General features: G+C 63.4%; 14 protein-coding genes and 2 tRNA genes. 5 read left to right on the top strand and 11 right to left on the bottom strand.

Annotation, left to right across the window (positions count from 1 at the left end; translation table 11 throughout):
- Nucleotides 1-136: 136 nt before the first annotated feature.
- Together J4862_RS00780 and J4862_RS00785 are read right to left on the bottom strand one after the other, a co-directional pair.
- Nucleotides 137-211, bottom strand: a tRNA-Val gene (locus tag J4862_RS00780).
- A gap of 34 nt (nucleotides 212-245) precedes the next feature.
- Nucleotides 246-323 (bottom strand) — tRNA-Val (locus J4862_RS00785).
- Between the two features lie 1,132 nt (nucleotides 324-1,455).
- Here J4862_RS00785 and J4862_RS00790 point away from each other — a divergent pair.
- From J4862_RS00790 to J4862_RS00800, 3 genes are all read left to right on the top strand, one after another.
- On the top strand, nucleotides 1,456-1,707 hold the full coding sequence (locus tag J4862_RS00790) for a type B 50S ribosomal protein L31 (RefSeq protein WP_211788853.1): 252 nt from the start codon (nucleotides 1,456-1,458) through the stop codon (nucleotides 1,705-1,707).
- A gap of 207 nt (nucleotides 1,708-1,914) precedes the next feature.
- Nucleotides 1,915-2,841 (top strand): dimethylarginine dimethylaminohydrolase family protein, encoded by a 927-nt coding sequence (locus tag J4862_RS00795; protein ID WP_211788854.1) that lies wholly within the window; start codon nucleotides 1,915-1,917, stop codon nucleotides 2,839-2,841.
- A 70-nt stretch (nucleotides 2,842-2,911) separates the two neighbouring features.
- Entirely contained in the window at nucleotides 2,912-3,415 is a 504-nt protein-coding gene (locus J4862_RS00800; protein ID WP_211788855.1) for a thioredoxin domain-containing protein, read from the top strand.
- A 116-nt stretch (nucleotides 3,416-3,531) separates the two neighbouring features.
- Here J4862_RS00800 and J4862_RS00805 read toward each other — a convergent pair whose 3' ends face one another.
- The 5 genes from J4862_RS00805 to J4862_RS00825 are packed head-to-tail and all read right to left on the bottom strand — an operon-like array spanning nucleotide 3,532 to nucleotide 9,240.
- Complete coding sequence (locus tag J4862_RS00805) at nucleotides 3,532-4,356, bottom strand: Rossmann-like and DUF2520 domain-containing protein (RefSeq protein WP_211788856.1); 825 nt, start codon at nucleotides 4,354-4,356, stop codon at nucleotides 3,532-3,534.
- On the bottom strand, nucleotides 4,357-5,139 hold the full coding sequence (locus J4862_RS00810) for a nitroreductase family protein (RefSeq protein WP_249107430.1): 783 nt from the start codon (nucleotides 5,137-5,139) through the stop codon (nucleotides 4,357-4,359). It lies immediately after the preceding gene.
- A 38-nt stretch (nucleotides 5,140-5,177) separates the two neighbouring features.
- On the bottom strand, nucleotides 5,178-5,963 hold the full coding sequence (locus J4862_RS00815) for a transporter substrate-binding domain-containing protein (RefSeq protein WP_211788857.1): 786 nt from the start codon (nucleotides 5,961-5,963) through the stop codon (nucleotides 5,178-5,180).
- An 8-nt stretch (nucleotides 5,964-5,971) separates the two neighbouring features.
- Nucleotides 5,972-8,053 carry a putative porin gene (locus tag J4862_RS00820; RefSeq protein WP_211788858.1) on the bottom strand — a complete coding sequence of 694 codons (2,082 nt, stop codon included), beginning with the start codon at nucleotides 8,051-8,053 and terminating at the stop codon, nucleotides 5,972-5,974.
- 38 nt (nucleotides 8,054-8,091) lie between these two features.
- Nucleotides 8,092-9,240 carry a cation diffusion facilitator family transporter gene (locus tag J4862_RS00825; RefSeq protein ID WP_211788859.1) on the bottom strand — a complete coding sequence of 383 codons (1,149 nt, stop codon included), beginning with the start codon at nucleotides 9,238-9,240 and terminating at the stop codon, nucleotides 8,092-8,094.
- Nucleotides 9,241-9,625: 385 nt separating this feature from the next.
- On the opposite strand from J4862_RS00825, the gene J4862_RS00830 reads away from it, so the two are divergent.
- Nucleotides 9,626-10,060 carry a GTPase gene (locus tag J4862_RS00830; protein ID WP_211788860.1) on the top strand — a complete coding sequence of 145 codons (435 nt, stop codon included), beginning with the start codon at nucleotides 9,626-9,628 and terminating at the stop codon, nucleotides 10,058-10,060.
- 668 nt (nucleotides 10,061-10,728) lie between these two features.
- Nucleotides 10,729-12,219 carry a carboxylesterase family protein gene (locus J4862_RS00835; RefSeq protein WP_211788861.1) on the top strand — a complete coding sequence of 497 codons (1,491 nt, stop codon included), beginning with the start codon at nucleotides 10,729-10,731 and terminating at the stop codon, nucleotides 12,217-12,219.
- Nucleotides 12,220-12,327: 108 nt separating this feature from the next.
- On the opposite strand, the gene polA is transcribed toward J4862_RS00835, so the two are convergent.
- The 4 genes from polA to J4862_RS00855 all read right to left on the bottom strand — a co-directional run bounded on the left by polA (nucleotide 12,328) and on the right by J4862_RS00855 (nucleotide 20,844).
- Nucleotides 12,328-15,084: a DNA polymerase I gene (gene polA, locus J4862_RS00840; RefSeq protein WP_211788862.1), complete on the bottom strand. Its 2,757-nt coding sequence runs from the start codon at nucleotides 15,082-15,084 to the stop codon at nucleotides 12,328-12,330.
- A gap of 178 nt (nucleotides 15,085-15,262) precedes the next feature.
- Nucleotides 15,263-18,427, bottom strand: a complete 3,165-nt coding sequence (locus J4862_RS00845) for a PD-(D/E)XK nuclease family protein (protein WP_211788863.1) — start codon at nucleotides 18,425-18,427, stop codon at nucleotides 15,263-15,265.
- Between the two features lie 53 nt (nucleotides 18,428-18,480).
- Complete coding sequence (locus tag J4862_RS00850) at nucleotides 18,481-19,332, bottom strand: lipopolysaccharide assembly protein LapB (RefSeq protein ID WP_211788864.1); 852 nt, start codon at nucleotides 19,330-19,332, stop codon at nucleotides 18,481-18,483.
- A gap of 351 nt (nucleotides 19,333-19,683) precedes the next feature.
- Nucleotides 19,684-20,844 carry an MFS transporter gene (locus J4862_RS00855; RefSeq protein ID WP_211788865.1) on the bottom strand — a complete coding sequence of 387 codons (1,161 nt, stop codon included), beginning with the start codon at nucleotides 20,842-20,844 and terminating at the stop codon, nucleotides 19,684-19,686.
- Between the last annotated feature and the right edge of the window lie 329 nt (nucleotides 20,845-21,173).

Raw genomic sequence — 21,173 nt, forward strand, 5'->3', positions numbered from 1 at the left:
ATTTAGTTCACAAAGATACGTCTTTGCTCCGAAGCCCCCAAAAGGAAAAAGGAGAGGGAGTAGCGACCATTCTGATCACTACTCCCTCCCTTGTGGATGGCTTGCGCTCGCTCTCTAGGCGAAGTGCGCTGAGGTGTGGGCCCAATAGGATTCGAACCTATGACCCCCTGCTTGTAAGGCAGGTGCTCTAAACCAGCTGAGCTATAGGCCCTCGTTTGTCTTGTGTCTTGCATCCGTTCACGCTGTGGTGGGCCCAATAGGATTCGAACCTATGACCCCCTGCTTGTAAGGCAGGTGCTCTAAACCAGCTGAGCTATAGGCCCCAGTGTGCGGCCATGACGGCCTCCGTTTGCGCTTGCAAAGGTACGAAGACTTTTCTACTCCTGCAAGTACGCCCCTCATCCCCGTTGTGGACGGCCTCCCGCCTCCCTCGCCGCTCCTCCCTTCCCTTGTAGAAGAAGAACCGTCGTGCAAGCCCCAGCGGGGCGACCCGCTCAGAGCCCAGGGTCGTAGCCCTGTAAGGGCGACCAAACCCTGGGTCAGTCGCCCCTCTATGCAAATGAGCCCTACAGGGGCGACCCATCGAGGTGACCAGGGTGGGGGTGCCCTTGCGCTGGCGTGCTAGGGCCGATTGAAGGATCGCCCCTGCAGGGCTCTATCTTTGTTTGACCCAAGTTACCCAGGGTTTGGTCGCCCTTACAGGGCTACGCACCCTGAGCTTTGGATAGGTCGCCCCGTTGGGGCTTAAGGCCTCGGATCTAGGTGGTGATAGGTGTGCGAAGTGTGTCTTACGATGCGTCGCCCCGCTGGGGCTGAAGGCCGCTAGTCTAAGAGGCTAGGTGTGTGCGAAGCGTATCTTGTCATCTTGTGAGCCGAGAAGCAGTGTGCTGCGGCCTAGCTAGCAGCACGCTGAGGGATATCCGTCAGCTCCTTGATGGATATCGGTAAGCTCCTTGATGGGTATCCGTCAGCACCGTCAGGGATATCCGTCAGCACCTTGAGGGATAAGGGGGGAGCTTGCCCTCGTGCTGAAAGCAGCGAGTGTAGGGCGATGGGGGCGCCCGTGGGGAAGGCCTCGCGCGCGTTCCTATTATAGTGGCTGGGTATTGGGGCTGGCTAGGGCTGAGGATTGAGGCTGGATAGCGGGGGCTTGGCTCGAAGAGGCTGGGGCTTGTGGCTTAGGCTCGCCTGGAGGCGCGGCGCGGTAGGGTACGGCTGCGGTGCGAATTGTGGAGGGGCGGGCCTCAGACTTGTAGCGGCTTGAGCTCCGAGGCGTGGGGGGACTTAGCCTCGAGCGGTGGGGGCGTAGGGGCGGAGACTAGAGGGAGCGCGCTCGGACAAGGTATGGGGGTGTGAGATATTATTGCTACCTTTGTAGTCCATTAACGCTCATTATACGGTTACCAACCAACAGAGACTAAAGGCAAAAAGAACTTATTATAACGTTATAAGATAATGAAGAAAGGAATTCATCCTGAGAACTACCGTCCTGTAGTATTTAAGGACATGTCTAACGAAGACATCTTCATCACGCGCTCTACGATGGCTGCCAAGGAAACCATCGTGGTCGACGGCGTAGAGTATCCCCTGATCAAGGTCGAAATCTCCAGCACCTCGCACCCCTTCTTCACGGGTAAGGCAAAGCTGGTCGACACGGCTGGTCGCGTAGACAAGTTCATGAGCCGCTACGGCAACCGCAAGAAGTAGGAAGACAATTCCTTAGCTCCCGAGGGCTGCGAAGTACAAGCGTCCTCATCGGAGTCCCTTATAGGCGGTCATCTATCCCACGGGATGGATGACCGCTCTTTCTTTACCCCGAGTGAGCTGGACGGAGGCTGTGTAGACTGCAGGGGAATGAGTATCTTTGTCTTAGCCGCCCCGCTGTGGGGCTGGCTACTCATACACTCAGCTGTTATGGAACGTATACTTCCACACGTGACCAACGAGACGGGACGACTCAAGACCGTCGTCCTCGGTCTCCCCTATAACATAGGGCCCATCCCCACCCTCCAAGAGACTTACGATGCCAAGAGCTACGAGGCGGTGCAGCTCGGCTGCTTCCCCAGCCAGGCGGATATCATCCACGAGATGGATGCTGTGCTGGCAGTCCTCGAGCGCTACGGCGTCGAGGTCCTTCGCCCCGCGCCGCTAGAGGACTACAATCAAGTCTTCGCCCGCGACGTCGCCTTCACCATCGAGGACACGCTCTTCATCTCCAATCTCATCCCCGATCGCGGGCTCGAGACCGAGGCCTTCGGGCGCTCTGTCTTCCCCCGCATCGCTGAGGGACACCTCGAGACCCTGCCCGAGCGGGTACACACCGAGGGGGGGGACATCCTGCTCTACGATGACATCATCTTCGTCGGCACCTACCTCGGGGAGGACTACTCGAGCTACAAGACGGCACGCACCAATCACTATGCGCTGGACTGGTTCCGCGAGCGCTTCCCGCACAAGCAGATCATCCCCATCGAGCTGCGTAAGCATGACCACGATCCCCGCCAGTCTGTGCTGCATCTGGACTGCGCCTTCCAGCCCATCTCCCGAGGACGTGCGCTGATCTATCCCGAGGGCTTCATGCACCAGCGCGACGTGGCGCTGATGGAGGAGATCTTCGGCAAGGACCAGCTCTTCCGCGTGACGCCCGACGAGGCCTACCACATGAGTACCAACGTCGTATCCCTGAGCCCCGAGGCACTGATCAGTGACCGCTCCTTCGTCCGCCTCAACGAGCATCTGCGCTCCGCCTGGGGGATGACGGTCGAGGAGGTACCCTATCAGGAGATCTCCAAGATGGGTGGGCTGCTGCGCTGCTCTACGATGCCCCTTCGCCGCGAATAGGCCCTCGATATGAACAATCTGCCCTCTTGAGGGCTTCTATAGCCAAGTAGAACGCTAATTGACTACAGAGATGAAAAGAACGATCCTAGCATTCGGGCTCGCTGCCCTCAGCCTGGTGAGCGCCTCGGCCTGCACGGCTCAGGCCTCCAGCACGGAGCAGAAGGCGAAGCCCGAGGCGCAGGCTGGCCAGCCTGCCGAGGCCAAGAAGGAGCTCGTCAAGCACATTGACGCCGCCTTCATGCGCGCCAACATATACGACTATAAGGCTAATCCCACGAAGTTCGTCTTCAAGGGCAAGCGCCCCGCCGTCGTGGACTTCTACGCTACCTGGTGCGGCCCCTGCCGTAGCCTCGGCCCTAAGCTCGAGGCCGTAGCCAAGAAGTACGAGGGCAAGATCGACTTCTATAAGGTCGACGTGGATAAGAATGCCGAGCTCTCCCAGATCTTCCGCGTGCAGAGCATCCCCATGGTGCTCTTCATCCCTATGGAGGGTATCCCGACGCAGACGCTCGGTAACCTCAGCCCCGAGGAGATCCAGCAGAGCCTCGACCTCATCTATAAGGCGGCTAAGTAGCTCGCCCGCGTAGGCCGCCTCACCCCGAGGGGGAGCCGCCTACCCTGATAGGAGACAGCCCCCTGTCCCACACTCGGTGGGACAGGGGGCTGTGCTGTATGGTGGCGTGGCGGGCGCTAGGAGCGGAGGCGCTGCTGGATGCGCTCGGAGAGCAGGCGGTAGAGCTGCTGCAGCTCGGGCTCGCCGGTGAGGAGCTGCTCGTGGCGCTGCATCGTAGCCTCGTCCCCCCGAGCGGCAGGCCCCGTGAGGGCCTCGCGGGCGGGGAGCGTGTGCAGCTTCATGAGGAGCTCATCCAGTAGCGGCAGCAGCGCCTTGGGCGGTAGTCCCTCACGCTCCAGCAGGCGCTCGGCCTCGAGGACGAGGTAGTTGGAGAAGTTGCAGGCCAGCACAGCACCGAGGTGGAGGTAGAGGCGCTGTTGGCTCGTAGCCTCGTGCACTTCATCGCCCAGCAGCTCCGCGAGCTGTCGTACCTTCGCTAGGCTCTCTGCGTCACTGGCCTCGATGTAGAAGGGAAGGTAGCTCCCCGCGGCGGCGCGCTCACGGCTGAAGGTCTGCAGCGGATAGAGCACGGCGCCCTGAGTGTGGTGCTCCAGGAGGCGTTCCAGGGGGGTAGCACCCGAGCAGTGTACCCATAGGCCACACGTCAGCCCCTCGAGCTGACGCCACAGCTCGGGCAGGGCGTCGTCGCTCAGGACGAAGAGGTAGATATCCGCCTCGGGCAGTAGCTCCGTGAGCTCCGTGGTGCGGGCGAGCCCGCGCGTGTCGTACAGCTCGGCGAGCTCGGAGGCTAGGCGCTCCACGGAGGTGCGGCTACGGCTGTAGAGCTGTACGAGCGTCCCTGCCTCGGGATGGCGTAGCAGGGCGTGCGCTAGGTGGCTCGCCAGCCGTCCCGCACCGAGGAGGACGATGCGCGGGGGCTGCTCTGGGCTTCGTGCCTCCATCTAGGCTTCGGCGACTTCGCTAGGCTCCTCGGGGGCTACGTAGCGGCCGATGTGTATCTTCTCCCACTTGAGGCTCTCGGTAGGACGAGGCTCGGGGGTGCGCTCGCGGTGGCCGACGGCGATGATGCAGAGCACCTCGAGCTGGTAGGGGATGCCGAGGACATTGCGCACATACTCGGTGGACTCCTGTCCCGCCCCCGTGTAGCAGCCGTAGGCATCCGCCCAGCAGCTGCCTAGACCCATAGCCTCGGCCTGCAGCTGGATGAAGCCTGCCGCCAGCGAGGCATCGGCGATCCAGCGCTCGCACTCCATGGGCGAGCCGAGGACGACGATGCCCAGGGGCACCTGTCTCAGGAAGCCCGCACCGCCCTCACGCATGTAGCTCAGCTCCTCGAGGGTAGCCTTGTCCTCGACGAGGACGAACTGTGTGGTGTGCTTGTTCTTGGACGAGGGCGCGCGTAGGGCGGCCTCTAGTAGCAGCTGTACCTCTTCGCCCGTGAGCGGCGTGCCTACATAGCGGCGGGCCGAGCGGCGCGTCTCGATGGCGGGCAGCAGGCGGGGGGCGGCCTCCTTGGCTGGGGTAAGCGGGAGGGCGGCAGCGGGCTCGTCGGACTCCTTGAGCAGCTCGCCAGCCAGGCTAGCGATCATGCTGCGGTAGCTGGCATCGGTGCCCTCGCCGTGGCGGTGCTTGCCCTCGGCCTCCTCGAGGAGCTTGTAGAGGTAGTCGGAGATGCGCTTGGTGAACTCCTGGGGTAGGCTTGCTTTGCTTGTCTTCGTATCCATAGGGTTTTGGGAATAAATAGGGTCAGGGATGGGAGGGGCTAGGGGAGCCAGCGGCTGAGGCTATCGGCCAGCTGCGGCGCGTCACGCCTCAGGAGCCAGGCCTCGCGTATGGTGTAGCTCAGTGGGAGGCTGCAGTCGAGCTCGGGGAGGATCTGGCGATAGCGCTCCGCCTCGCGGCCTGTAGCCAGCGTATAGTCTATGCTGCCCGCAGCCACACGCATCGCGAGCTGTTCGCTCGGGTAGAGGGAGTCGTAGCTGAGGTGTATGGGCTCGCCGATCTCCTCGCTCAGGTGCTGGACGAAGAGCGTGTAGGGCGAGCCCTCGGGCAGGACAAGGGTCTTGCCGCCGAGGGCCAGCTGCTGGCGGATCAGCTGGGCGCTGTCGCGGCGCTGCACCAGGTACAGGGGCGCGGCGCTGTGGGCACGCCAGGGACGGAAGGAGAGGGTGTCGACCTCGGAGGTATGGGCCAGTGGACGCGCTATGAGGTCGACCTCGCCGCGGCGTAGTGCCGCGAGGGCGCGCGTCCAGTCGTTCTCCAGGACGACCTCCACGCGGAGGCCGCTGCGGTCGGAGAGCTGTCTAGCGAGCTCGTAGATCGCCCCCGTACGCAGGCCGTCCTTGATCTCGATGGCGCCGTCTGTATAGGCCGAGAGGATGCGCAGTACGCCCTCGCGCTGGATCTCGGGCCAGTCGCGCTGCGCTATGGCCTCCTCGCTGGCTTGGCTAGTGCCCGCGCTGGGACGCAGGTAGTACATCAGTCCGAGGGCCAGCAGCAGCGCCAGGAGGTAGCCGAGGAGGCGTGGAGTGAGCTTGGGGAGCGTCATAGGCGGGGCTAGTTATTAAGGTCCACGACGACGCCAGCCTGCAGGTGCATGGGGGCGTAGGGGTACTTGTGCATGGAGAGGCGTGGGTTGGAGAAGAGCGCCTCGCCGACGTTGTACATCTCGAGGAAGAAGCGGGCGCGCTTGAGACGGAAGTTGGCATAGGCGTTCACCAGGGCGGTCTTCCCCCCGACATAGCCCTCGGTCTGCAGTGCGAACTGCTGCGTCGTGGGCTGATAGTAAGGTGCGTGGTAGCTGCTGTGCCAGTAGCCCTTGACCCCGAGGTCAATGCGCATGACGCTCGCTACGAGGAAGCGCAGGTAGACATCCGCCGCCGCCGAGAGCTCGGGCAGGGGCAGGATGCTCTCTACGGAGCTCTTCTGATAGGCGGCGTCCAGCTCCCAGTTCAGCATGCCCCAGCGGCTGGCGTGGCGTAGACGCAGGGCTAGCACCTGGATCAGGGGCCCGTACTGCTGCGTCTCGCCCTTGCTGTCGAAGTAGAGATAGTTCTGCAGCGAGCTGGTGCGCAGCTCTGCGCTGGTGCCCCAGGAGGCTAGGTGCAGGCGGGCGCCGAGCTCTACGCGGCGGGTGAACTCCAGCTCCTTGTCCCACCAGCCATAGGTGCCGTGGTGGTGCGCGGCGAAGAAGGAGGGGGCGCCGTTCTCCAGTAGTCCGTCAGCCTCGAGGGCAAAGCGGCGTCCCAGGAGGCGGAAGGCGGTACGCACATCCCCCTCGAGTCGCAGCGCGCCGAGGTCTCGGCCGAGGACACCCAGCTCGGCACGTGCCGAGAAGTTGAGCCCCTCCCCCTCACGGCGCTCGATGAGGCCGCCGACGAAGGTCGAGGAGAAGCGCTCGCGCTGGTAGCGGTGCGTCGTGCGGTCGGGCAGATCAGCCCAGTTGTTCTCCTGCCTCAGGTAGGCCGAGAGGCCGAACTTGACCCAGGGACGGAAGCCCTCCAGTAGCGAGAGCGCCAGCGTGGTGCGCAGCGTGGCGAGCTGGGCACTATCGTTCGGCATCGTCAGGTCCGTCTCCGTGCCGTCGGCAGCCTTTACCTTGTGCGACACGACGGGCGTGCCGAAGGCCTTGGTGAAGGCTTCGGAAGGGCTCTCGGCCTTGAACTGACGGCTGTGCTTGGTGTAGTAGTTGGTCAGCGAGAGGCCTGCGACGGGGACGAAGACGAGGCTGTCCACCTGCAGACTGTCGCTCCCGACCACCATCCCCGGTGTGCTGGGGGCGGGGACGCGTACTGTGCGGCGCTGGTAGCTCCCGAAGCGGTAGGTCTGCGCGAGGAAGGCGTGCCCGAGGCGCTGCAGGTTGTGCAGGTTGCGATCCAGCAGCACGGGGACGTCCTTGGCACTGATGCGCGTGCGTCCGTTGGTATAGCGCTCGGGGTTGTTGATGTAGTCGGCATTGGTGATCCCACCGTTCTCCTCCTGCTTGTAGTAGTCGTTGGCTACGTAGGCGTAGAGCTCGTAGCGGTCACCGCGGTAGCTGGTGAAGACGCGGTAGCGGGCGTCCTTGCTCCTATTATAGGTATAGTAGCCGAGGGCGTTGCGGTAGTCGAAGTTCACGCCGAGGTTGAGCCTGCGACCGAGGTTGACGCCGAAGTCAGCTGCCAGCACGTCCTCGGCCTCGTTGGTGGCGAAGTTCTTCTGATAGCGCACGAGGGTAAAGGGCGTCTTGGTGTCGTAGAAGCGCACCTGGCTCGGCGTGTAGAGCATGCCGTGGTAGCCATCGACGTAGAAGAAGTCGCTGACGCCCTGCGGGCGGGCGAAGAAGTACTTGCTCTGCCAGAGCGAACTCATATTCCCCTGATAGCTTACCCCTAGGCTGCGGTACTCGGGACTGATATACTCGTAGGTGTAGTGCGTCAGGGTGTCGGGCATCTGCACGCGGGCGGTGCGTCCCACCTCGGGGATGAGGCGGTAGGCGCGGAGCTTGTCACCGCGTACCATCTTGATCTCGTCGGGGATCGTCTCGACCTCCCGTACGGCGTAGGGGTCTAGGGCCTTGGACTGGGGCTGCTGCGCCAGTGCAGGCGCTGGGAGCCCTAGCACCAGGAGCGCTAGGGGTAGATATAGCTTGGGATTCATTTGGGGGATATATCGCGTCGTTGTCTAGGGGCGGAGCCTCAGCACTGCTCCAGGCCGCAGCTGCAGCCCTTGGGGTCGAGCTCGATCGTCAGGTGGCTCACTAGGCGCGCCGTCGCCAGCTGGCGCACGGCCTCCTTGAGCTCGGCGAGCTGGCGCGGCTTGGTCAGGCGCTCGCAGTCGTAGACGAGGTGTAGCGTGCCGATGTGCTGCTCGCCGTTGAGCGTCCAGAGGTGCACGTCGTGCACGGACAGCACGCCCTCCAGGCGCAGCACCTCCTCGACGAGCTCCTCGCTATCGACGTCCTCGGGCACCCCTTGGAGGAAGATGCGGAGGTTGTCCCTGAGATTGAAGTACACATTGTACAGTACCCAGCCCGTGATGCAGAGCGAGAGGAGGGGGTCAAGGATGGGCAGGTCGACGAAGTACATGACGGCGCTGACGACGAGTACCGCCACCCAGCCCAGCACGTCCTCCATCAGATGCAAGCGCATGGCACGCTCGTTGAGCGAGCTACCGCCCATCATACGCCAGGCCGCATAGCCATTGACCGCGAGGCCGAAGAGGGAGAGGACGAACATCCCCCCCGCGTGTGGCTCACTCGGGGTGATGATGCGCTCGATGGACTCGGCGATGACGAAGATCGAGCCCACCAGTAGGATGATGGAGATGAGCAAGGCGCCCAGCAGGGAGAAGCGCTTGTAGCCGTAGCTGAAGTTCTGGTCTCGACCCTTCTTGGAGAGACGCTCCAGATACCAGGCTACGCCCAGCGAACAGGAGTCACCGAAGTCGTGCAGCGCATCCGATAGGATAGCCACGCTCCCCGTGTAGAGCCCACCGATGAGCTCCACGAGGGCAAAGAAGAGGTTCAGCACGAAGCCCAGGAAGATATTCCCCTCCGCCTCGTGATGATGGTGATGGTGGTGATGGCCGTGCCCGTGATGACGATGGCTGTGTCCCTGCCCTGCCTCATGCTCGTGGCTCTGCTGCAGGCTAGGGCACTGCCCGCCCGCGTGCTGGTGGCTATGCTGCTGGCTGGGACAGTGCTCGCCCGCGTGCTGAGGACCGTGCTGGTGCCCGTGACAGTGCTCCGCCTCATGCGCGTGGCTATGCTGCTGGCTAGGACAAAGCTCGTCCCCGTGCTCGTGATGCTGCGCCTCGGCGGCCTCTTCGCTGATCGTGTGGCTCATAATGCTCCTATGCTTGATGCCTGCTGCTATGCTTCTTTATACTAACTAACGTCCTTATGAGTACAAAAGTACGGCTTTTTGGGGGCATCGATCGCGGCTCCCCGCCCCGCTGCTTTGCGCGCATCCTCGTCCTACTCGCCGTCCTCCCTCCCCTTTGCTCTCCCTGCCGCTGGATCGTACGCCTTAGCCCTGCCTATCCAGCCCCGTAAAGACTTGGCATCGTGCTCGGCCTTGGCTCCAAATAAGGGAAGCCTACTTGGTGCTAGTATGGTACGGAAAGTTTTGTACCTTTGAGGCATAGCTAGCCCCTAGCACTCGCCATACCCAGAGGAGTGCGGCGGAGAGCTAGGATACTCATGTAACTAATTCTAAACACAATGTGACTATGAATTCAAGCACTACGAAGCAGAAGCTTGTAATTGTTCTCCAGGGAGTTTATAATTCCGGGAAGACAACGACGCTTAACCTTCTAATCCAGCTCTTGCAGGGGGTAGAAGCCCCTTCGCCTTTGACTAAGGATCGAAGGGTACTTATCTCTTACCAAGGTAAGACGGTTTATGTGGCTACCCCTGGGGATCTTGAAGAGGTGACAGAGGAGAGTGTTAGGCATTTTCAAGAGAAAGACTATGATATTCTTGTGACCGCGGCTCGGTCAAGGGGGAAGACGCATGCACCAATCAAAAAATATGTTCTGGAGCACAGTGTGCAGGTAGTATGGGTAGAGAAAAGAAGGGTCAAGGAGCGTAGAGACGAGGTAAACAGAGCGCAAGCACAGGAGCTCAAGGACAGAATAGATGCCTTTATCAAGGCGCACCCATAGCAGCGTCTCGCGAAGGCTCTCTTTAGTTCGGCTACTCCTTCTCTGTTACCTTTCGCTAGGCTAGCTTGCCACCTGCTTTGCAGCGTGGAATGGCCCTCAGCTCCGTGAGGGATAGGTGTCGGCTGCGTTTAGGGATATCAGTCAACGCGCTGAGGGGTACCAGTCAGCGCCATCACTGATAGGTCGGACGGCTGTGAGGGATATCCCTCAGCCTCGCCCCAGTAGTAGGCGGGCGGAGCTGCGGGTGTAAGGCGACGAGGCAAGCCATCCCGCTCGGAGCGGGGGTGCGACTCCTTGAGACAAGAAGCAGATGGGGCTTGCGCTCGCGCCAGCTAAGGACAGAACAGACACAAAAAGCCCGAGGGGGCACTCCGCAGCTGCGGTGTGCCCCCTCGGGCGTATTCGGGTGGAGGAGCTGGCGGACGGGGGACAGCGGGTGGCTTAGTGCGCCTCCAGCCAGTTGGCCCCCGTGCCGATGCTTAGCTCCAGCGGGATACCGAGCTCGGGGAAGAGGGCCTTGAGAGGCGGCTCGATGTTTTTTGGAGGACTTTTGTACCTTTAGGGCATCGCGAGCCCTCGATGCTCCGACTGTGCTCTAGCCGTAGAGACTAGGGTGGCGAGCGCGTGTGTGGGCAGAGGGAATGCATCATCAGACAAGGTATCAGATAATGAAGAGAGAAAGCATCCTAGCGCTGCTGGGCGCTGCCTGCATGGTCTCGGCGCAGGCCAAGCCTCAGGCCCCACTGAAATTCGACGCCAGTCAGCGCACTAAGTCCAGCCTGACGATGCCCGACGGGCGCATCGTGCACTATACGGCCTACACGAAGCAGTACTTCGTCTCCCAGGTGGAGGACTCCACCTATCAGTATCTCAACGTCTTCGTCCCCGAGGGGGCGACAGAGCAGACGCCCATCTTCGTCCGCACCTACATCGGCGGGTATATGGAGAGCGCGGCGGGCTATCCTCAGGCTGCCGATGCCAGCGGCCGCGCCTTGGCAGAGGGCTACGTCCTGGTCATCCCCGGGAGCCGCGGCCGTCGCTCTACCGTCAAGCAGGGGAAGCAGACCCTCTATACGGGGCGTGCACCCAAGGGGCTGCTCGACCTCAAGGCCGCCGTGCGCTACCTCCGCCACTTCGACCGAGAGCTCCCAGGAGACACGGAGAAGATCATCATCGACGGCACGAGCGCGGGAGGGGCGATGTCCGCCCTCGTAGGTGCCACGGGCAATCATCCTGCCTACGCTCCGCTCCTGAAGGCTATGGGCGCCGCCGAGGAGCGGGACGATGTCTTCGCCAGTGTCTGCTTCTGCCCCATTACCGACCTAGAGCATGCCGATATGGCCTACGAATGGCTCTACGGGGGGACGGCCAGCCGCCAGGCGTTGCCCGAGGCGCAGCGACAGCTAGCCCAGGAGCTGGCGGCACAGTTCCCCGCCTACCTCAACTCGCTGGGCCTAGCCAGACCCGACGGCAGGGCGCTGACCGCAGATAACTACCGAGACTACATCAAGGAGCTCCTCATCGAGAGCGCTCAGGCAGCGAAGGATGCTGGGGCGAGCATCGCCGATACGCTGGGCTTCAGCTTCTCGGCGCAGGCGGCCTTTCAGGCGCCGATCAATGGCGGTGTGGGGCAGCCCCCAGCTCCAGCGGGGCTACCGTTCGCCCCTCGGGGGATGCGTCGCGGTGCGCCTCAGCAAGGGGAGTACATCACGGGACTTGACCTAGAGAAGTACCTGAACTATGTCGTGACCACGCAGCCGCTCAAGGGCGTCCCCGCCTTCGATAGCTATCAGGTGGATGGCGCTGAGGCAAGCGGCGAGAATGGCCTCTTCGGCGACGCCCGCGGATCGGATGCCAACTTCACCTCATGGGCGGCAGGCAAGACGGGGGCTAAGCTCAGCGCCGAGCTCCTGGAGCGTGTGCGCCTGATGAACCCTATGGGCTTCATCGGGGATGCCCAGGCGACGAATGCCCCCTACTGGTATCTCCGCCATGGAGCTCGGGACCGAGACACGGCCTTCTCCATCGTGATCAACCTCGCGGCTCAGCTCCGTAAGCATGGGCGAGCCGTGGACTTCAAGCTCCCGTGGAACCGTCCCCACAGCGGCGACTATGCCCTGAACGAGCTCTTTGCCTGGCTCAAGGCCATCACCCGCTAAGGACGCGGGACAGACCCAAAACGCCCGAGGGGGCACACCGCAGCTGCGGTGTGCCCCCTCGGGCCTTTTTAGGGTGAAGGTGCTGGAGGATGGGTGGCAGCGGGTAGCTTAGTGCGCCTCCAGCCAGTTGGCTCCCGTGCCGATGCTTACCTCGAGCGGGACACGCAGCTCGGGGTAGACGGCCTCCATCGTCGTGCGTACGAGGTGGGTGACTTCGTCGAGTTCGTCGAGGGGGACGTTGAGATTGAGTTCGTCATGCACCTGCAGCAGGATCTCGGAGCGTAGGCCACGGCTGCGCAGCTCCTCCTCGAGGCGTATCATGGCGATCTTGATGAGGTCGGCGGCCGAGCCCTGCAGCGGGGCGTTGATGGCGTTGCGCTCGGCATAGCCGCGTACGACGGCGTTGGCGCTGTTGATGTCGGGCAGGGAGCGTCGGCGGCCTAGGAGGGTGGAGACATAGCCCTGCCGCTTGGCCTGCTCGACCACCTCGTGCATGTAGCGGGCGACGCCGGGGTAGGAGGCGAAGTAGCCATCGATGAGCTCCTTGGCCTCCTTGCGCGAGATGGAGAGGCGCTCACTGAGGCCGAAGGCCGAGATGCCGTAGATGATGCCGAAGTTGGCCGTCTTGGCTCTGCGGCGCATGTCGCTAGTGACCTCCTCGAGGCTGAGGCCGTAGATCTTGGCCGCAGTGGCCTGATGGACGTCCTGCCCCGAACGGAAGGCCTCGATCAGAGCCTCGTCCTGGCTGAAGTGCGCCATCAGTCGGAGCTCGATCTGCGAGTAGTCAGCCGAGAGGAAGGTGCAGCCCGGCTCGGGGACGAAGGCCTCGCGGATGGCGCGTCCCTCGGGGGTGCGGATGGGGATGTTCTGTATGTTGGGGTTGCTGCTGGAGAGGCGTCCTGTGGCGGCGATCGTTTGGTTGAAGGTCGTGTGGATCTTGCCGTCGGGGTAGGTCTGCTCGGGCAGGGTGTCGATGTAGGTACTGAGCAGCTTCTTCACCCCGCGGTAGTCGAGGATCTTCTCCACGACGGGATGCTTGTCGCGGAGCTTCTCCAGTACCTCTTCGCTCGTGGTGTAGCCGCCGGTCTTCGTCTTCTTGGGCTTCTCCACGATCTGCAGCTCGTCGAAGAGCGCCTCGCCTACCTGCTTGCTGCTATTGATGTTGATCGGGTGGCCGATGAGGGTGTTGATCTCCTCTTCCAGTTCGCTGAGGCGCTTCTCGAGGGCGGCTCCCTGACGGGCGAGGCAGTCCTTGTCGAGGCGTACCCCCGTGCGCTCTATGCGTAGCAGCACGCGTAGCAGTGGCATCTCCACCTCGCGGAAGAGGTCTGTGAGCTGGGCGGCCTCGAGGCGCTCACGTAGGTAGCGGTAGAGCTGATAGGTGATGTGCGTATCCTCCGAGGCGTAGTACTGCAGGCGCTCGGGGGCTACTTGGCGTAGGTCGAAGTGCTTAGTACTCTGCGGCGCGATCAGCTCCTCGAAGCTCATCATCTGGTAGCCGAGGAACTTATCCGCCAGCTCATCCAGCCCGTGACGCATGTCGGGATAGAGCAGATAGTGGGCGATCATGGTGTCGAAGAGCTCGCCCGAGACCTCGATGCCGTAGCTGAGCAGCACCTGTAGGTCGTACTTGAGGTTCTGCCCGACCTTGAGCGAGCACGTGGAGGCAAAGAGCGGACGTAGGCGCTCGAGGAGCGCAAGGGCGGCGCTACGCTCGGCGGGGATGTCGAGGTAATAGGTGCAACTGTCGTCCAGGGCGAAGGTCAGGGCGACGAGCTCGGCCGTCAGCGGGTCTACGCTCGTGGTCTCGCTGTCGAAGGTGAGGACACTGGCCCCAGCGGCGCGCTGGACGAAGGCCTCCAGCGTCTCCTCCGTCAGTAGCTCGATGCGTAGGGGCGCCAGCTCGGTGGGGGCAGGGGTCGCGGCCTCCTCCGTCTCCTCGAGGCTGGCGAAGAGATCCTCCGCGGGTAGGGCGGGAGCCTTGGGGGCGGGGGCGGGCTTCGAGCCGAGGACACGGCTAAGGAGCGTGCGGAACTCTAGTTCCTCGAAGAGCGCACGTACCGCCTCCTCATCCTTGGGCTGCAGGCTCCAGGCCCCCGGCTCGTAGTGGATAGGCACGTCGCGGCGGATGGTCGCTAGGTAGTAGGAGAGGCGGATGTCGTCGGCGCCCTCTAGGAGCTTGCGCCCTGTGGCACCCTTGATGTCCTGGGCGTGGGCCAGCAGCTCCTCGACGCTGCCGTACTCGGCGAGGAGCTTCTGCGCGCCCTTCTCCCCTATGCCCTTACAGCCGGGGATGTTATCCACTTTGTCCCCCAGCAGGGCGAGGTAGTCGATGACCTGGCTGGGGTGCTGTAGGCCGTACTTCTCCTTGATCTCCTCCTCGCCCCAAAGCTCGTAGCCGCCGCCCGTGGCAGGGCGGTACATCCATACCTGGGGGCCGACGAGCTGCCCGTAGTCCTTGTCGGGGGTGACCATATAGACCTCCTGCCCTGCGGCGGCGGCCTGCTGGCTGAGCGTGCCGATGACGTCGTCCGCCTCGAAGTCCTCCACCTCGACAGCGGGGATGCGGTAGGCCTCCAGCAGCTGGCGGATCAGCGGCACGGCGATACGTATGCCCTCGGGCGTCTCCTCGCGCTGCGCCTTGTACTCGGGGTACTCGCGGTGGCGGAAGGTGCCACCCTTGGGGTCGAAGACGACCGCCAGTTCGTCGGGCTGTGCCTTACCCAGCAGATCCTCCAGCATGAGGACGAAGCCGAAGACAGCGGAGGTATTGCGTCCCGAGCTATCGATGCGCGGGTTCTTGATGAAGGCGTAGTAGGCGCGGTAGATCAGCGCGTAGGCGTCGAGGAGGAAGAGGCGTGACATCTATGAGGGCTTGTAGTGAGGGCTGTGAGCCGAGTGTGGGGGTGGAGCATCGGGGCTGGGGACGAAGCTCAAGGGCCGTGCACCCCGTCCGTCCCGAGCGAGGGGGCGTGGCGGTCAGCGTGCGGCTCGTCGCCTTAGTCCCTAGGTCCTCGGGGCTCCGTGCAAAGGTAGCGCTATTCTAGCGACCGCATAGGCTGCGGAAGCTGCAGTGCTCGCAGGACTTAGCGTCCTCAGTCTGGACAAAGGGGACGGCAGGGTCGAAGAGTTCGCTAAGTTGCTGCCGCAGGAAGGCCTCGAAGGGTGTCTGCACGGCGCCGTAGGAGAGGGGCGTAGCGGAGCGCTTAGCCTTGCCCTTGCCCTTGGCAGGCTTGTCTGCCTCCTCGCTGTCTTCTGCGGCCGCGCTGGAAGCGGTGAGGAGGCGCTCCAGCCCCTTGATGCGCCCGTCGTACTGGGCGCCCCTCTTGACGAGGCCAGCGTCCCCGCGCAGGAGGTAGATGACAGGGTAGAGCCGTGTGGCATCGTAGCTGTCGGGGCGGTCATGCAGGACGAGGAGGCAGTAGAAGAGCGTCTGCAGGATGGCCTTGTTGTCCGCTAGCATGAGGCTCTCTATCCCTTCGCCCTTGAGGCTGAGCCTATCCTGGCCCGTCTTATAGTCTACGACGCGGTAGTGGCGCGGCGCGCCGAGGCTATCCTCCCCCGCGGCACAGCTGTCGATGCGGTCGATACGTCCCTTGAGCCCCACACAGCGTCCTGCCGTCCCGAGCTCTAGGGGGTAGCTGATCGAGAGCTCGGCCTCGCCCGCCTCGATTTGTAGCTGGGGCGTGCTGCCGTCCACCTCGAGGCTGCGCTGTACGTAGCGCTTGATCATGTGGACATAGAGCTGGTCGAGGGGGCTGAGCTGCTGCGTGTCCTTCAGCTCATAGAGCTTCGCGTAGCTCTCCTCTACGAGGCGGTCGAGCTCCTGCCGTGCGCTGGCGAAGTCCTGAGCGTCTAGGAGATGTCCGCGGCGCTTCTCGTAGATGCACTCCATGACCTCGTGGTAGACGGTGCCGAAGTCATTGGCCCGCATCATCAGCTCGGGCTCGTCCTCCTCCGAGATGCTGAGCACGCTCTTATAGTAGAAGGAGAGGGGGCAGAGGAGGTAGTCCTTGAGGCGCGAGGGGGATAGGTGCTGGCTCGGCGGTGTGCTCTCGTCGCCGAGGTACTTCGCTAGCTCCGCCATTACCTGAGGCGTCTTGGGCTGGACGATGAGCCTCGGCGGCTGACGGCGACTCCGCAGCTGCAGCTGCAGCGTCTCTATGGGGCAGTCGTAGACATAGCGGAGGAGCTTGATGTAGCGGCTCTCCTCGCTCTGGCTGCCCATCGGGTCACTGGGCGAGGCGATGAAGACCAGTCGGCGCGCCCGCGCTATGGTCTGGAAGAAGGTATAGTCGCTCCCGGGATCATCGGCGCTGCCTGTCGGTAGGCCGAAGGCTCGGCGTAGGCTCACGGGGATCAGGCTGTGCGTGTACTGATCCCGCGGCAGCACATCGTCCTGAGCCGAGAGGTAGATCATGTGCTCCAGCTGGATGCCGCGCGTCTCCATAAGTCCCATCACCTGGATGCCTCGCAGTGGGTTGCCTTCGAAGGGGATCGTCACCAGCCGTACCAGTTCGTCCAGCAGCCCGATCGTCGTCTGTACGCTCAGCGCCACGCGCTCGGCCTTGCTCTTGATGAGGTCACTGAGGCGCGTCAAGAGGCGCTGGTAGTGGTAGACGAACTCTAGGTCGAAGGCTTCGCTGGCCTCCTCTGACGCCTCGGCCTCCAGCCCTTCACCCCCTTCTGCTTCTTCTTCCCGACGTGCTAGCTCACGGCTCAGCAGCTCCTCCTGCAGGAGCTGTAGGATGCGCTCGAGGCGCTCCAGCAGCTCCAGCGGGCTATCGATGGGGTCGAAGAGCAGGTGCAGCAGCTGGATCTGGCGCTCGGTGTCGGTGGCCTCCTCGCTAGGCAGCTGGGCGGCCAGCTCCCCGCTGAGAGCGAAGAGCCGCTGCGTCGTGATGTGGAAGCGCCCACGGCGGAGCCTGCCGATGAGTGCCGCCATGAGGGGCGCGGACTGTGAGATGAGGCGCAGGCCGATGAGGCTGAGGACGCGGTCGGCAGGGTAGGAGCCGCGCGTCTGCTGCAGCTGGGCATAGTCGTGCAGCTGCATCCAGCGCTGCAGGAGCAGCGCGATCGGGGTGCGCTCCAGAGGGAAGCCAAGGGTGATGTTGATCTGCTGGAAGCTCTCGGGCAAGGCGTTCGCTACCGCCAGCAGCTGCCCTTCGTCCGGGAGGATGATGGCGGTGTCGAGGGCGCCCTCCTCGGGGGAGAGCCCTAGGTGCTCGGTGAGGAGACTGGGTAGCACCTTGGTCTCGGCGATGCGTCCCGAGGTGATGAGGCGGGTGATCTGCTGGGGGAGGAGCGGCACGTCGGGGTCGTTCCACCGCCCCTTGACCTCGGCTCCGAGGCGCTCACTGAGGCGGGCGAGGTAGCGGTGCGCGGGGTGCTCCTTGTCCGCCACGATCTGTACCCTGCGGTCCCAGCAGAAGGCTGCCTGCCCGCGCTCGGCTAGGTGACGCAGGATGCGCCGCTCAGCCCGCGGCACGGTGAAGAGCCCTACGAAGACGCATTGCTTCTCTCCATCCAATAGCTCCAGACGTTCCTCCAGCTCGTGATTCGCCAGGCGATAGCGGTAGCCGTCCGTCGTGTAGCCCGCCGCCTCGAGCCGCTCGGCAAAGCGGTAGTATAGGGGTGCCAGGCAGCGCCAGAAGGCGAGGAAGCGCTCCGAGACCTCCTCCTCGGAGGCGGCCTTGCCCTTGTGAGGACTGCCGAAGATCTGCCAGAAGGCCTCGCAGAGTGCCTGGAGCTCCTCCAGCGTCTCTTCCTCCTCAGCCGCCTCCCAATAGTCGAAGAAGTTCCCCTCCAAAGCCTTCAGATCACTGATATTACGGTATAGACTCGTCGGATCCACGAGGTAGCGGTCGATGAGGTCAAAGTCCTGCAGGATGATGTTGCCCCAGTAGACGAAGTCATCGAAGGACTCGACCTCCTCGGCAGGGCGTACCTCGCGGTAGGCCTCGTAGAGCTCGAAGAGCTGCGCCGTCCTATCCAGCACACGGCGCTCGGGTACGAGGCGACCGACGAACTCGCTCATCGTGCAGAGCTCGGGGGCGAAGATCGGCCGCTCGCTTGAGAGCTGTCCGAGGTAGTGACGGAAGAAGCTCTGGGCGCGCTTGGACGGGAAGACGAAGAGGTAACGGTCGAGGTCCTCGGCGAGGAAGTGTGCGGCGACCTGCTCTAGGAAGGGGGCTTGGGGGGAGCTCATGGAGGCGGGAGGGCTTGGGCGGGGCTAAGGTCGGAGGGTGGTGTGCTAGGTGCTTAGAGGCCGCTGCGCTCTAGCTCCTCGGCGCGGCGGAGCGACTCGGCAGCCAGGCGCATATTGCCCTCGACCTGAGCCAGCTCGGCACGTAGCCTGTAGAGCGTGCTGGAGGGCTTCGCCCCCGAGTGCTCTAGGGCGAGGTTGATGTCGCGCTGGGCGAAGCCGCGCATGCCGCGCGCCAGATACATACGGGCTCGGCCCTCGTAGACCTCGGCATTGCGCGGCAGCTTGTCCACGAGGTAGGCGTAGAGGCGCTCGGCCTCGCTGTAGTTGCCCCGCATGGTCTCTAGGAGCGCGTAGCCGATGCGGGCCTTGAGGCTGGCGGCGTTCTGCTCGATGATGCCCTTGAGGTCGAGCTCAGCAGCGGCGTAGTCCTGCTGCAGGAGGTAGAGCATGGCGCGCTGGTAGCGGTAGAGCTCGTTCTTGGGCTCCTGGGCGATAAGAAGGGCGAAGTCGGTGAGGGCGGCCTTGGGGCGCTTCATGCGGACGAAGAGCTTGGCGCGGTTGAAGCGCGTGGTCGCCTCCTGCGGGTCTTGCTCGAGGGCCGCGGTGTAGGAGAGGAGGGCGGCGGCGGTGTCGCCCTGGAGCTGCTGCAGGCCGCCGAGGTTGTTGAGCAGCATGGGGCTCATCGCCGTGCGGGGGTAGAGACGCAGGGCCTCGCGCAGCTGTCGGCTGGCCAGCGCATAGTCCCCACGGCCGCCAGCGACGAAGCTAGAGTCGATGAGAGCCAGGTACTGGGCCTGACGCTGCTGCTCGGCGAGACTGTCGCGCTCGTGGCTCTGACCGAGGAGCCCTAGGGGGGCGAGGATGAGGAGGGCGAGGCTATAGAGCCAGCGGCGGTATCGGGTCATAGGGGACGGGGGCTATACATTATATATGTAGGGGTGATCAAGGGAGGAACGCACAGCGGGGCTCGGGACGTGTATTGCCCCCTCACCCTCGCGCTCCTCCCTCGGGGAGGCCTCGGGACAAAGATAGGGATAATCCCGAGGAGCCTAGGGCCTCTGAGTGCTGCCCCATAGGCCTCTTTCCCGTAGGCTAAGGCACCCAGCGCCCCATGGCGCTAGGCTAGCTCAAGCTAAGACAGGGCCCCGCGCTTTATCCTCACCCTCGTGGGGCTGGAGCGCGGGGCCCTGTCCTTTAGCGCTTAGTGCGGGAGGCGATGCGGCGCGGCCTCGGCTGGGCGTGCTGCTGCCTGCGGGCTACTTCTTCATCTTCGTCGTCAGGAAGAGGAGGTAGAGCACGCCGAGGAGCTTGACCAGGACGGCGCCCATCTGCCCCATCCAGTCGCTGGCATAGCCCATGAGGAGGGGGAAGACTGTCCCTCCGAAGACCCCCATGATCATCAGCCCACTGACCTCATTCTTGTGCTCGGGCTCCCTGCCGAGGGCCTCCGCGAAGACGATGGAGAAGACGTTGCTATTGCCCAGGCCTACCAGCGCTATGGCGATGTAGAGTAGCATCGCTTGGTGTGAGAGTGCGAGGATCCCCATCGCCACGAGCATCATCAGGGCGCTGAGCCCGAGGAGGCTACGGCTCGAGGTGCGGCGCAGCAGGATGGAGCCCGTCAGGCAGCCCGCTGTGCGGAAGATGAAGTAGAGCATCGTGGCGAAGGCGGCCTCGTTGAGGCTCAGCCCGAGGCGCTCCATGAGGATCTTGGGCGCTACGGTATTCGTCCCCACGTCTATCCCCACGTGGCACATGATCCCCAGGAAGCAGAGGAGGATGCTGGGGCGGCCCAGCAGGCGCAGACAGTTCGCGAGGCTTACCGAGGCACTGGGGCTCTCGTGCTCGAGGCGCGTGGCGTTCAGCGCCAGCACGCTGAGGATGCCGATAGTGGCATAGATGGGGAAGAGGATGCGCCAGCCTAGCCCGAGCTCGGGGAGGACCTGCGTCGCGCCCCAGGAGGCGATAAGCGGAGCGAGGAAGGAGGCTATGGCCTTGACGAACTGCCCGAAGGTCAGGCTGCTGGCCAGCTTGTCGGGGCTGATGAGGTCACTCAGCAGTGGGTTGAGCGAGGTCTGCATGATGGCATTGCCTATCCCCAGGAGCGAGAAGGCTAGGAGCATCACCCAGTAGCTTTCCCCGAGGAGGGGGATGAAGAGCGAGAGCACCGTCAGGACGAGGCTCACGAGGACGGTATTCTTGCGCCCGATCCTATTCATCACCATGCTCGTCGGGACGGAGCAGAGGAGGAACCAGAAGAAGACGAGCGAGGGAAAGAGGTTGGCCTCGCTGTCGCTGAGGCCTAGGTCCTTCTGGACGTAGTTGGAGGCAATGCCCACTAGGTCCACGAAGCCCATGGCAAAGAAGCTCAGCATCACCGCCGAGAGGGTGAAGAGGCTGGTCGTGCGCTGTGTCATAGGGGTTGTGATCTGATGATGTCTTGCTCGGTGTAGTCCTTAGCCTAGCAAAGATAGCCAAAGGGCAGCGGACTGCGTGCCCGTCGGAGCCAGGCTACTCCCCCTCCTGCGTCGTGAGGCGCTCGGGCTCCCCGCGCGCTGAGGGCTACCCCTCAAGAGGCTGACGGCTATCCCTCACGCTCGCCATCGACGTCCCTCAGCGCGCCCACTGATATCCCTCAGCGCCCCTCCCCCTTGGGCGGCGCTTTGCTCTGACCTTGTCTGGCCCTTCGTCCCGATCTCAGAGAGGTGAGGTGCAGCGCGCTTCTTGGAGCCCCTTCCTGAGGCTG

This window comes from Porphyromonas sp. oral taxon 275, assembly GCF_018127745.1.
Classification (GTDB): domain Bacteria; phylum Bacteroidota; class Bacteroidia; order Bacteroidales; family Porphyromonadaceae; genus Porphyromonas.